Genomic DNA, 13,636 nt, shown 5'->3' with positions numbered 1-13,636 from the left:
TTTTTATAGAATGATATTTTCTTGGTTTTATTCTTACAGTTTTTCTGAGAGTAATTCTGCGGTTTCTATCATGCTTACAAATTCACTTCTATAACCGTTTGCATCCTTTCCTTTTGAATTAATTGCTAATTTTTTAGCGAGTTCATACGTCATTTCTCCTTTATATTTTGAATCTCTTAGCAAAAGTCCTAAACCTGCAACAGCTGAAGAAAATCTAAAATTATCTGATGTTGATTCCAGCGTCAAGCCTTCATCTGTAATAGTTTTTGTTATTAATAAACTCTTATCCTCTTTTGGTTTCTTATACCTGAATTTAATGGTTAGTATTTCATCATTTTCTGAAGAATTTACTATTTCTGTTCTTTGATATTTTAAATCATCATGTTTCCTTACAGATTCTTCTGAATTTACCGGTACAACTTCGTACAATGCTGTTACTGTATGACCTGCACCTAACTCACCTGCATCCTTTTTATCATCGTTAAAGTCTTCATTATTCATTACTCTGTTTTCGTAACCAATTAGTCGATATGCTTTTATTTGATTAGGATTAAATTCAATTTGAATTTTTACATCTTTAGCTATCGTAAACATATTGGCTCTCATCTCTGTAGAAAACACCTTTTTGGCTTCCTTGATATTGTCTATGTAAAAGTAATTTCCGTTTCCTGCATTACTAATCTGCTCCATTCTACCATCTTTATAATTTCCCATTCCGAAACCACATATCGTTAAAAAAATATCTTCTTTGCGCTTATCCTCTATCAATCTCACCAATTCTGAACTTGAGGAAACTCCAACATTAAAATCTCCATCTGTTGCTAAGATGACTCTGTTATTTCCATCTTCAAATAAATTCTCTTTTGCAATTTTATAAGCCAACTGAATACCTTGACCTCCTGCGGTAGAACCACCAGACTCAATCCTGTCTAAGGCTTCAACTATTTCTTCTTTGTTAGAAACTTTGGTAGAAGGCAAAACAACACCTGCCGAACCTGCATAAGCAACAATAGCAATTCTATCGTTAGCATTTAGTTCATTAATTAGCAACTTTAAAGCTTTCTTTAGCAATGGCAATTTATTGTTGTCGCTCATGGAACCAGAGGCATCTATTAAAAATACCAAATTGCTTGGTTTTAAATCGTTGTAGTCTAATGATTTTCCTTGCAATCCTATATGCACTAACTTATGCTTAGTATTCCATGGACAATCTGCAACTTCATTAGAAAAGGAAAAGGGATGCTCATCTTTAGGTTGTGGATAATCGTAATTAAAATAATTTATCATCTCCTCAATCCTCACTGCATCTTTTGGTGGTAATTGATTGTTCGATAAAAAACGTCTCACGTTACTATAAGATGCATTATCTACATCTATAGAAAATGTGGATAAAGGATTCTGAATTGCATTTTTAAAGTCGTTTTCGTAAATACGATCATATTCCTCTGTGTTGTGTTCTAGAACAACTTCTTCCTCAGTTGCTTCGTATAATTCTACTGCTTCAATTTCGTATAGGTCATTTTTTGCTTTTCCTGAATGTACTTCGCATGCGTTGTTTAGCAATAGTATTGACAATACTACTGATAATTTAATTAGAAATTTAGATGATTTTGCCTTCATAATTTTATATTTTTAATCGTTATAAGAGCAAACCTATAATTCATTAACACCTATCTTTTGAAAAACACTTGTATATCTTTTGTAAACAGTTTACAACCTATATACAACTGGTTTTTAATCTCTTAAATTAATTTTGAATTTAGAAGAACAACATATTTTCTCTCAGCTAAAACTAGCCATAGCTTCAAAGTTTTTAGAAAACAATAGTGCTTCTAAAACAATTGAAGACTGGAAAGGAGATGATATTGTAGCTTTTCAGGAAGATTTATTTAGTAAAGTAAAAGCAAGAGTTAGCGAAAAATGGTTTTATACTTATATAAAGAATGAAGCCAAAAAATTACCCAGAATTGACATGCTCAACCTACTTAGCAATTATGTTGGCTATCAAAACTGGAATGATTTTAAAGCAAATCATAAAACCGCTTCGCAAACTAAGACTCATAAAAAAGCTTTCTCAAAATATCTGTGGTTACTTTTAATAGCGCCATGTGCATTGCTTGCTTTTTCTATTATTAACACGAGCTACAATTATGAATTTTGTTTTCACGATTCAATAAAAAATGAACCTATAAAAAGTATAATTTTAAATATTAAAGTTTTAAAAAATGGACAATCTCCAATACATCAACATACAGATTCTTTGGGTTGTTTTAATTATGAAGCTGATGAAAAAGAAATAAAGTTTATTGTAGAATCGCCTTATTACAAAACGGATACTATTGTAAGAAAACATAATTCTGGTAAAAACAAAATTATAAAACTAAAGACTGATGACTATGCTTTAATGCTGAATTACTACACCAATAAAAACATTAAAGAATGGAAAAAGCACAGAGAAAAACTAAATACTATTTTTAGTGATAATGCCGAAATATATCAGTTTTTTGAGAATAGTGATTTTGTAGAAATTTATTCTAAACAAGAGTTTATTCAGAAATTAACTATACCAACCCGAAGCTTAAAAGGGATGAAGATATTAGAGAAAAAGGAAATAGATGGAAAGATTGTTAAGCTAAAATTTATAATTAATTAAACATGAATTTAAAGCTAAAACATATCATATTATTTATAACAAGTATACTTTTTTCTGGTTGTGCCATGGAAACAAAAAAAGCAACAAGCGAAAGCTATGACATCATTGCAACTGAAGAAGTAGAAACTTTAGAAGAATATGTTACTGATGTCGAATATGAGTTTAATAATCAGCTTCTAAACCAAAAGTTACAAGACTTTTATGATCTGTTAGCCTTACAAAGCGAGCATCCTGAATTTAACAAGGAAGTAGCTGAGCAATTAAAAAACTTCACTAATGACTCCATCAACAAATTTAAAAATGATGATTTCTTCATCATAAAAAACATCAAACAAATAGATGTTGTTGTTTTTGTTAATGATAGCGTTCAGAAAATAAAGCTTTCTTATGACAAGGTATCCGACAAAACTAAAAGTACGGATACCATTAATGCGATTATAACTAAAAAACAGATTAAGGTAGATGATGAAACTTTAATTTCTAATAAGATTCAATTTTCTAAAGAATAGAAAATCTCTAATCTAATTTTTAACCATTATCATTTTAGACCTGCTATTCACTTTTAATAGATAAAAACCTGTAGCGTTAACATTAAATTTAATAGACGTAGTTCGTTCGAACGCACTAAAAGTACTATTCAGAACCTCTATCCTTCTGCCAGTAATGTCATAAATTTCTATAGATTCTGTACCATCAGTATTAGCAATAAAAACTTCACCATCGGTAACAGGGTTTGGATATATGCTTAATGAAACATCATAATCATCAATACCCAACGAACCATTAAAATACGGCACGGCAAAATTAAAAGTATCGTCTGCTATCTCATGCCCCATAAATCTTCCTGGAATATCATCAGCAGGTGGATGTATACCTCCCCAAATTCTACTTAAACTTGTTTGATCTGATGCATCTTTATAGGTTGCCCATTGCAGTACCACATCAACTGAAGGCCCTTCTTCAAACTCTAAAAACTCATTTGCTTTCGCAACAAACTCACCTAATCCTCCTGGAAAATATTCACTTCCTGTCATCATAGTCATTAATTCTGAGGCTGTTCTGGAAAATGTAGAATGACCAGACACGTAACCAGCAAAAGGTGGTGTTACAAAAGTTGGTCTTTGGTATGGGTACCAATCTTCCGCTAATATCCAGCCAACTCCTGCCTGATCCGTTTCTGTATCTCCTATAAAATCATGGCCTTTCCACGTGTATAATTTTATCTTTCCAACATGTTGATTAGCAAAACCAGCTAAAGGATCACCTGCTTCAACCACTTCTATATAACCATCTATCAATTCTATTCCACCAACGTGATAATTATCTAAAGTGTTATCTGTGCTTTGTCCACGCTCTGCCATAGAACGTATTGCAGAAATTGGTCTTATATAATCATACCAACCTTTTACACTCCATGCAGAAACAGCAGCATCATGCATACCTCCTCCTAATATAAAATAGGCTTTAACATCCCATTCTGTAGGGTCTAAAACATCTCCCTGGCCTTCAAATCGTCTTTCGAACATAGGATGGTCATTTACATAATTTAGTATAGAAAACCAATGTCCTGGCGGAGTCTCGGAATCTGGACCGTCTGCCCAAAACTCAGCAAGTACTCTGGTGTAATCTCCTCTAGGTACCATATTAACTTCGTAAGGGCTACCCGTTATTGGGTTTATTGTATATCCACTACTATTAAAACCACCATCGAAGAAGTTATAAAAGTTTGGATATTCTGTATAACTGGTTGGAAAAGTACTTATATCAACATTTCCTATGGAATTTGGTGAAATATCCCACATAACTCCATCGTTTTGATCTAGATGAGATTGCCATACAGACACCATAGAAAATCCCCATTTATAGGCGTCACTCGCTTCATTCTCTTCTGTTAGACTTATGTAAGGAGGATCCGAAGGATCATGAAACACTTGATAGTTATCTCCTTCTCTTTGATAAGTAACCATATCTGCGTCACTTAATGCAAAACCATAAACATTTCCCCATTCTGGACTTAAAAATGGAGGTACATTACTATCTATTATATTTCCACCCTGATCAATAAACGAATCTAAACCTAAAGGCTGCCAACGATTAGGGTCTTGAATAGGTGGATTATTATTATCATCTAATGCATAAGCCTGATTTGCCGGTTGGTAATAGGCATTGTCGTAACCTGTTGCTTCTCTAGACCCGTCTTGTAATCCATAATCTATAATAGACTGAGCAATAAAATTACCTAAAGCCGCAGCATCACCATCTTCGTACATTAGAGATGTATTATTAATATCGTAACCTAATCTATCCATTAACAAGTCAAATCTTGCTTGAGTTTCTTCTAGTCCTGGTGAATTTTGAAAACGATGTGTCATCAAACGATACATAGCATAACTAATAGCCTTACTTACAGATGTATCTAAGTCTTCATTTGGTGTGAAATCTTCTAAAACTGTGGTAAAACCATGAACTGTGTTTCCTACAAAGTATGGTACTGCAGTATCGTCATAAATTGCCCAAGCATCATACATTGCAACACTCGTATGAAACAAATTTCTTGCATGTACAGTTGGTCTGGCAAAATCATCTCTAATCGCTTCAAGTAAAGCTTCGTTCCACAATCTTGCTATAGAGACATTTGCTGGAAGATTATCAACACCCAATGCAATATCTATTACTACTTCTTGACTAGAGCATTGATCGTCTGCTTCTGTGATGGCCACCCTCCCAGATTCCTCTAAATGCCATCTTACAGTAATGGAATTTGTGCCTTGCCCACTTATTAATTCACCACCTGAAATAACCCAATTTGCTGTTGAACCTGCGGCAATATTGTAGGTATAAGTCTCTGTTCTTAAAAAAGAGGAACTCGTATTACCAACTATAGTTTGGGAAGGTAAATACACACAAGAACCATCATTTAAAGTAGCATTTGGATTGTAATTACAAGAAACAGGATCTGTACATCCATACACTTTTTGGCTAGGTGAAATATTCAAAATTTCTAGTCCACTACCTTCAGTTAACTTTACTGTTGTATTTGAAGATATGTTAGTATAATTTTCAACTAATCCTGAAGGCCATTCTACTTCTAAGCTAAGTACTTCGGTAGCATCATCTAAACCAAAGTGTAAGGCCTGCTGACTTTGGCTAAAAAAGCCAACACCTGTATAATAGCGTTTTAATACACCATTGGTGGTTGTTACCGTCAGTGTTGCACCAATAGCGTTTCTATTAGATGTTGTTCCCTCTAAGTAAACCTTAAACCAATTTGAAGTGATTTCTGTATCATCATAGTTTAAAAGTTTATTTTCATAGAATATGACTGAACCATCACTATTTGTAATTAATAAATCTGAATCACCATCATTATCATAATCAAAACTTACCACTGCTACACTTTCTGTAGTGTCATTTACACCTAACTCTACTGAAGCATTCTCAAACATTGCTTGCCCTTGACTATGAAGGTTTCTGTAATATACGTTTTGTGCTGCACCACTCACTGCATTACTATTAGCGATAAACAAATCTTCGTCACCATCTAAATCAAAGTCCGAGAATTGTGCTCCCCAAGACCAACCAGTACCAGAAATTCCATAGCCAGTTGAAACTTCAGAATAACTATTAGACCCATTATTTTGAAACAGTAAATTTTCATCTATTCCTGTATTAAAAACATCAAAATCTCCATCATTATCAAAATCGCTTATAGCAATACCTTTACCGTCAATCATATTAGATAACCCATAGGTAACGGCTTCTTCAGTAAACGAAGTACCATTTTGATTGATATATAAATAATTTACATCATTGGGATAATTGGTAACGATTAAATCCATCCAACCATCATTATTTATGTCAAAAGGTACTGAGGTATAACTATTGCTAGATGTTGTCTCTGTAAGACCTAATGTTGCAGTAACATCTGTAAATGTATTATTTCCATTATTTTTATATAAGGAGTTAGAACCACAATAACCCCAATCTGATATGTAGATATCTAATAGTCCGTCATTATCATAGTCAAACCAAGTTGCCCCAGCATTTATACAATCATTGGTTGCACCAAAACCAGAAATTTCGGTAACATTAGCAAAAGTTCCATTACCAAGGTTTCTCCATAATTGTACCTTTAAAGAATAGGTTAGAAACAAATCTGGAAAACCATCATTATTATAATCTCCCCAAGACGCACTGTATTTGTAGCCATTTTGCACTAATGAAGCTTGTACATTTTCTTCTGCAGTAAGCAAATCTACCAAACCTGAGGTTTCTGTAACATCAGTAAATGAACCATCATTGTTATTCTTATATAAACGACTATAGCTTGTGTCATCTTCAGAATTCTCTACTGCATTGGCTACAACAAAAATATCTAAATCGTTATCACCATCAAAGTCTGCAATAGCAACACCATTATTGTTTGCAAGACCATCCAAACCCACTATAGTTTCAACACGCTCAAAGTTTTGAGCGCCCAGTAAAAAATTAAAAAATAAGATGAATACAATGCCAAGTTTAGGTAACTTAGAACCAGGTAGTTTTTTATTCATATGTTTTTTTTCTAAATATAGAAATTACCTTAATATTTTAACAATTCTTTTAGATTTTTCATACTATTAAATGTTTTGGTCGCCTTTTTATGCAATTCATCCTTATAATCGTGAGCAGTAAAGCCAAAAACATCGAAACCACCTCTTAATGCTGCTTCGATTCCTACAAGACTATCTTCGATAACCAAACACTCTTCTATTTTAAAGCCCATTGTTTCACTTGCCCATAAAAACACGGAAGGATCGGGTTTCCATTTTTTAATAGTATAACAACTAAATATTGTTTTTTCCTGAAAAAAAGATGATAGACCTGTAAGCTCTAAATTGAGTTTTATTTTATCTACAGGACCACTTGAAGCAACACAGAAGGGAATTCTTAAATTTTGAAGAACATTTTTTACACCTTCAACAGGTTTAATCTCTTTTCTGAATCTTTTAAATGACTCTAACCGATATTGTTCTTCAAAATTATCTGGTAATTCTAGGGAAGTTAACTTAGAAATTTTATCAGTACATGCGTTAAAACTGTTGCCTTTAAAATACTGATAAGCATAATTTAAATCTATACTTGCACCATATGCATTTGCCAAATCCACCATAACTTGATTGCTTATTGGCTCACTATCTACAAGGACACCATCACAATCAAAAATAATGCATTTGTATTTATTCATTAAGGTGTAGAGTTAGAAACCTGAAGCACTTTGCCATTGTAGTATTTGTTCCCTTTTAAAGAAAAATCAGAAATATACTCTGCCATTTCTATAGCTGTTATTGGCGCTTGATAATCTGGAAAAGCCTCTTTAAGCATTTCTGTTTGCACAGCTCCCAAAGCCAGAACATTAAATTGAGGACCAGTTTCTTTATACTCTTCAGCGAGTAACTCTGTTAATGTTATTACTGCTCCTTTACTAGAGCTATAAGCTGAAAGCCCAGGGAATTTCATACTTCCTTGTATGCCTCCCATGCTACTGATAGTAACAACATGTCCATCTTGTTTCATAAAAGGCAGTACAATTCGAGTCATTTCTGACACACCAAATACATTTGTTCTATATACGTTTTCAAAATCTTGAAAAGTAGTTTCAGAAAAAGGTTTATTTAGTAGAGTACCTGCATTATTAATCAGGATATCTACATGCTTCCACTCTGATTTTATGAATTCTTCAACTTTTATATAGTCTTCACCATTACATAGATCAAATGCCAAAGATGTTATATTTTCAAAATGTAAATTATTAACGGGTTGTGCATTCCTTGACAAAGCCAATACATTATGTCCTTGATTGGCAAAAAGATGTACCATTTCAAAGCCTATACCTCTACTCGTTCCTGTTATAATTATATTTTTACTCTTCATTTAATACAACTTCTTTTGTATTAGAATTCATCATACCTTCTAAAGCAGGTATCATTTTATTGATAAAATTGGCCATATGCTCATAATCCATTTTATCAGCTTCATCATCTACGTGATGGTAGTATTCAAAATTCGTAAAATCGAATGTTGAGATCGCATGCGCAGGAATATTCAATTCTTTGAAAAACGGAAAATTATCTGATCTATAAAACAACTGAAAGTCTTTTGCCTTTGGAAAAAAACCAATGATTTCTTCACCAGCATATTTATTAAGTGTAGGTGCAAAATTAGAGCGATCATAACCACTCATATAAGCCATTGCCTTATCTTGTGCTCTTGGCACTCCAATCATCTCAAAGTTTATCATGGTATATGCATTTAAACCTGCCTCCTTAAGTTTTGATGCTAGATGTGCAGAACCTTTAAGCCCCATTTCTTCAGCATCATATAACGTGATTAAAATACTTCGCTTATTACTTTTAGACTTAGAAAAATATCTTCCAAACTCCATTGCCGCAATAGTACCTGAGGCATCATCATTAGCACCATTTGCAATACTGTCTCCTTCTACAGTTTTTCCTTTTCCTATATGATCGTAATGACCTCCAAGTATTATAAATTCATTTTTTAGTTGATCATCAGTACCTTCAATCACGCCGACAATATTATAACCATCTATTTCACCTAATTTAAAGCTATCTCTATAGGTTTCAAAATATGGTTTTATTCCATTCTTTTTAAAGTAGTTTTCAATATAAACAGCGGCTTTTTCAATACCCTTACTTCCTGTTGCTCTACCTCCTAATTCATCTGAAGCCAAATAATCCATGCTCACTTTTACATCTTGCGACGTTATGGTAATTTTCTCCACAGCATCTTCTTTACCCACAGAGGTGTTTTGCTTTGTACCACATGCTGTTACTAACAACAAACCAAGTACAGATAATACATATTTCATACTAATTTTGATTTGAGTTTAAAGATAAAAAAACCTATCCCAAAAAAAATTCGAAACAGGTTTTTTAATATTATAAATATGATTAAGAACTAGTTCAACTTTTTATTGGCTTTTTTAGATAATCTATCGATTTTCTTATTCATATCCGTTATGAGCTCTTCTGTAGCACTCTCGCACATAGGTTGAATTTTTTCTGGTGTCATTACCGGAATACCACCAACCATTACAGCTTTCTTTTTTGAGCCTGCAATTTCGCTAAACTGAAAAATACTCTTATTATCTTTTGAAAATAAATCTAAACTTACTCTTGCCTGAACACTGTAATAACCCAATTTACCGATTCCGGTTTTATTAAATTTATAACTTAATCTTACAAACATTACAGCATCAACACCAAGGGCATCTGCTATTGGTTCTAAGTTTTTTACTTCTAGCCTACTGCCAAAACTTTGAATTACTTTGTAGCCTTCTACAGCTTCAAAAGCTTCTTGATTTCCTAGATTCTTATAATCACCATACTCAGCTTCAAATTCTTTATATTCTGGAAGTGCTAGCACAGTTTCTTCTGATACTAATTCAAAATCAAACTCCCCAACATAATCATTAAAAAAAGCCTTATGAAAATCTTCTAATGGTTTACTTAAGTTAAAATTTGGATCATTACTCAAGTTTGTGTTTTTAGCTATAAAATCTGCAGAAGCATCTACTTCACTTAAATCTATAGTTTTATCAGCATAAAATGTTACAATCGCAACTTTCTTTTTTTGCGCATTACTTATCATAAACAATGATAAAAACGCAATAACAAATGTTATTTTTTTCATATCTGATTTCCTATTGATTATACCAGCATTGTTACCGGGTTTTCTATGTATCCTTTTAATGTTTGCAGGAATTGTGCGCCAGTAGCACCATCTACGGTTCTATGATCACATGCCATAGTTAACTTCATTGTGTTACCTGGTACAACTTGTCCGTTTTTAACAACTGGTTTTGAAACAATTGATCCAACAGATAATATAGCTGAGTTTGGCTGGTTGATAATAGATGTAAAACTCTCAATACCAAACATACCTAAGTTAGAAATCGTAAAGGTACTGCCTTCCATCTCATCTAAAGTCAGCTTCTTATTTCTTGCTTTACCAGCATACTCTTTTACCGCAGCACCAATTTGAGTTAAGCTTTGCTCGTTAGCAAATTTCACAACAGGCACCACCAAACCGTCCGGTACTGCTACAGCCACACCAATATGTACATGGTTGTTTAACTTCATTCTATCATCAAACCATTGAGAATTTACTTGTGGATGCTGCTTTAATGCTAACGCACAAGCTTTTACAATCATATCGTTATAAGATATCTTTGTATCTGGTAAAGAATTGTACTGAGCTCTAAACGCAATTGCATTTTCCATATCAAACTCCACATTTAAATAGTAATGTGGTGCCGTAAACTTAGACTTCGCTAAATTCTTAGCAATAGCCTTACGCATGTTAGAGTTTGGTACTTCATCAAAATCTTCTGTACCAGTCGGTACAAATTTTCCAACCGAAGCCGAAGCTTGCGATGGTGTAAAGTTCTCAATATCTCTTTTTACAATTCTGCCATTTTCACCTGATCCTTTTACCTGAGATAGATTAATACCTTTCTCTTCAGCCATTTTTTTAGCTAAAGGTGAAGCAAAAATTCTTCCACCTGATGCAGAAACACTTGCTGCTGGTGTACTAGTAGCTGTTGTCTTTGCTTCTACTTTCTTAGGCTCTTCTTTCTTTTCTTCTTTAGGAGCTGCTTTAGTTTCGGTCTTAGGCTCTGATTTAGATCCTGATCCACCAACTTTAAAGTTTTTTGCCACACCAGACACATCAGTTCCAGCAGGACCAATAATAGCTAATAAAGCATCTACTTTTGCAGATTCACCTTCTTCTAAACCAATATGTAAAAGGGTTCCTGATTGAAAAGATTCAAACTCCATAGTAGCTTTATCAGTTTCAATTTCAGCAAGGATGTCACCTTCTTCTACCTCATCACCAACTTTCTTTAACCATGTTGCCACGGTTCCTTCTTCCATTGTATCACTTAAACGAGGCATCGTTACAACAGTAACGCCTTCCGGCAATTCTTCTGAACTTTCAGCTTCTGCTGTGTCTTCTTTTTTATCTTCAGTGTTTTCTTCAGACTTAGTTTCTTCTTTGGCTGAAGAACTTCCATTTAATAAATCCGAAATATCTTCTCCTTCTTCACCAATAATAGCTAAAAGCGAATCTACTTTAGCCGTTTCACCTTCTTGAATACCAATATGAAGTAATGTTCCTTCATTAAAAGACTCAAACTCCATTGTAGCCTTATCAGTTTCAATTTCAGCTAAAATATCTCCTTCTTCAACCTTGTCGCCTACTTGCTTTAACCAAGTTGCAACTGTTCCTTCTTCCATTGTATCGCTTAAACGCGGCATATTTATTACTTCTGCCATAGCTTATAATTTGTGTTGAATAAATGGGTAATCTTCTTGTTCGTACACTGCGTCGTACATTACATTTTTATCTGGATATGGAGATTCTTCAGCGAATTTCTCACACTCAGACACTAGACTTTTTACACGCTTATCAATTACCTTAATCTCTTCTTCTGTAGCGTATTTTTCTTCTAGTATAATATCTTTTACCTGAGTAATAGGATCTATCTTTTTATACTCTTCTACTTCATCTTTTGTTCTGTAGTGCTGAGCATCAGACATTGAGTGACCTCTATATCTATATGTTTTTACTTCTAAGAATGATGGTCCACCTCCTTTTCTTGCTCGTTGAATTGCTTCATCAAAAGCTTCGGCCACTTTAATAGGATTCATTCCGTCTACTGGACCTGATGGCATTTCATAACCTAGACCCAGCTTCCAAATGTCTGTATGGTTTGCTGTGCGTTCTACAGAAGTTCCCATGGCATAACCATTGTTTTCACAAACGAATACTACAGGCAAATTCCATAACATTGCTAGGTTGAATGTTTCGTGCAAAGATCCTTGTCTTGCAGCACCATCACCAAAACAACAAATAGTCACAGCATCACTACCATGATATTTATCTCCAAATGCAATACCAGCTCCTAATGGAATTTGGCCACCAACAATACCATGACCTCCATAAAAACGGTGTTCTTTAGAGAAAATATGCATAGAACCACCTAAACCTTGTGATGTTCCTGTAGCTTTACCATACAACTCAGCCATAACACGTTTTGGATCTACTCCCATTCCTATTGGCTGAACATGATTACGATAAGCAGTAATCATTTTGTCTTTAGTTAAATCCATTGCATGAAGTGCTCCTGCTAATACAGCCTCTTGACCATTGTATAAGTGAAGAAATCCTCTTACTTTTTGTTGAATATATACTGCGGCAAGTTTATCCTCAAACTTTCGCCAAAATAACATATCCTCGTACCATTTAAGGTAAACTTCTTTGGTGATTTTTTGCATTTTTTGATTCGTTCTATTTAATCCGAATAACAAAAATAACATATTAGTTAGTAACCAAAAAACTGAAAATTGTAAAATTTGTTACGAAATCGTTATAGGAAACCTCTATCGAATGCAAGAGGTAATAAATTTGACAGCGAGTTAGATTTTATAACCTTCCCTGTAGCGCCCATAAAGTAAATTTCTATTGGCTGCTCTTGTTTAATCTCATATTCTGAAATAGCCTGTCTACAAGCTCCACATGGTGGAATCGGAGAATCTGTAATTTGATTTTGAGATGATGCCGTTATTGCCATTTTTAAAATCTTAGAGGCAGGGTGCTTTGCGCCAGCATAATAAATAGCTGTACGTTCTGCACACAACCCTGAAGGGTAAGAAGCATTCTCTTGATTACTTCCTATTATCACTTCTTTATTATCTAAAAGGATTGCAGCACCAACTTTAAATTTTGAGTAAGGAGCATATGCTTTTTCTCTAGTTTGAATAGCAGATTGCATTAATTGCTGAATATCATCTGGAAGTTCACTCAAGTCTTCGTAAACTGTAAACATTGATTCAATCTTAACTTCCTTCATACTCAAAATCTTTTGTAGACAAAAAAACTATTGCTTTTGAAACAATAGTTTTTGAAAATCTTTTT

Annotated in this window: 11 protein-coding genes; 2 read left to right on the top strand and 9 right to left on the bottom strand. The window is 33.8% G+C overall.

The genetic code is table 11. The features are described 5' to 3' along the window. Nucleotides 1–33 precede the first annotated feature (33 nt). On the bottom strand, nt 34–1,620 hold the full coding sequence (locus V1468_RS14120) for a vWA domain-containing protein (RefSeq protein WP_331810869.1): 1,587 nt from the start codon (nt 1,618–1,620) through the stop codon (nt 34–36). A 133-nt stretch (nt 1,621–1,753) separates the two neighbouring features. On the opposite strand from V1468_RS14120, the gene V1468_RS14115 reads away from it, so the two are divergent. Further along, complete coding sequence (locus V1468_RS14115) at nt 1,754–2,653, top strand: hypothetical protein (RefSeq protein ID WP_331810868.1); 900 nt, start codon at nt 1,754–1,756, stop codon at nt 2,651–2,653. Between the two features lie 2 nt (nt 2,654–2,655). Continuing rightward, nucleotides 2,656–3,162, top strand: a complete 507-nt coding sequence (locus tag V1468_RS14110; RefSeq protein WP_331810867.1) for a hypothetical protein — start codon at nt 2,656–2,658, stop codon at nt 3,160–3,162. A gap of 12 nt (nt 3,163–3,174) precedes the next feature. Here the strand turns inward: V1468_RS14110 and V1468_RS14105 are convergent, their stop codons facing one another. The 8 genes from V1468_RS14105 to cdd all read right to left on the bottom strand — a co-directional run bounded on the left by V1468_RS14105 (nt 3,175) and on the right by cdd (nt 13,571). Then, entirely contained in the window at nt 3,175–7,206 is a 4,032-nt protein-coding gene (locus V1468_RS14105) for an FG-GAP-like repeat-containing protein (protein ID WP_331810866.1), read from the bottom strand. A gap of 29 nt (nt 7,207–7,235) precedes the next feature. Then, nucleotides 7,236–7,880, bottom strand: coding sequence for an HAD family hydrolase (locus V1468_RS14100; protein ID WP_331810865.1), 645 nt, complete (start codon nt 7,878–7,880; stop codon nt 7,236–7,238). Beyond that, nucleotides 7,880–8,566, bottom strand: a complete 687-nt coding sequence (locus V1468_RS14095) for an SDR family NAD(P)-dependent oxidoreductase (protein WP_331810864.1) — start codon at nt 8,564–8,566, stop codon at nt 7,880–7,882. The genes V1468_RS14100 and V1468_RS14095 overlap by 1 nt, the downstream gene beginning before the upstream one ends. Then, a complete protein-coding gene (locus V1468_RS14090; RefSeq protein ID WP_331810863.1) occupies nt 8,556–9,524 on the bottom strand; it encodes a M28 family metallopeptidase in 969 nt (322 codons plus the stop codon). Before V1468_RS14090 ends, V1468_RS14095 begins: the two co-directional genes overlap by 11 nt. 89 nt (nt 9,525–9,613) lie before the next feature. Next, nucleotides 9,614–10,348 carry a hypothetical protein gene (locus tag V1468_RS14085; RefSeq protein ID WP_331810862.1) on the bottom strand — a complete coding sequence of 245 codons (735 nt, stop codon included), beginning with the start codon at nt 10,346–10,348 and terminating at the stop codon, nt 9,614–9,616. A gap of 17 nt (nt 10,349–10,365) precedes the next feature. Continuing rightward, nucleotides 10,366–11,994, bottom strand: coding sequence for a pyruvate dehydrogenase complex dihydrolipoamide acetyltransferase (locus tag V1468_RS14080; RefSeq protein WP_331810861.1), 1,629 nt, complete (start codon nt 11,992–11,994; stop codon nt 10,366–10,368). 3 nt (nt 11,995–11,997) lie between these two features. After that, nucleotides 11,998–12,996 carry a pyruvate dehydrogenase (acetyl-transferring) E1 component subunit alpha gene (gene pdhA / locus V1468_RS14075; RefSeq protein WP_331810860.1) on the bottom strand — a complete coding sequence of 333 codons (999 nt, stop codon included), beginning with the start codon at nt 12,994–12,996 and terminating at the stop codon, nt 11,998–12,000. A gap of 92 nt (nt 12,997–13,088) precedes the next feature. Next, nucleotides 13,089–13,571, bottom strand: a complete 483-nt coding sequence (gene cdd / locus V1468_RS14070; protein WP_331810859.1) for a cytidine deaminase — start codon at nt 13,569–13,571, stop codon at nt 13,089–13,091. Nucleotides 13,572–13,636: the final 65 nt, after the last annotated feature.

Origin of the sequence: Winogradskyella poriferorum (genome assembly GCF_036553625.1) — a bacterium.
GTDB classification, from domain to species: Bacteria; Bacteroidota; Bacteroidia; order Flavobacteriales; family Flavobacteriaceae; genus Winogradskyella; species Winogradskyella poriferorum.
This window is presented reverse-complemented; position numbering and strand designations above follow the sequence as displayed.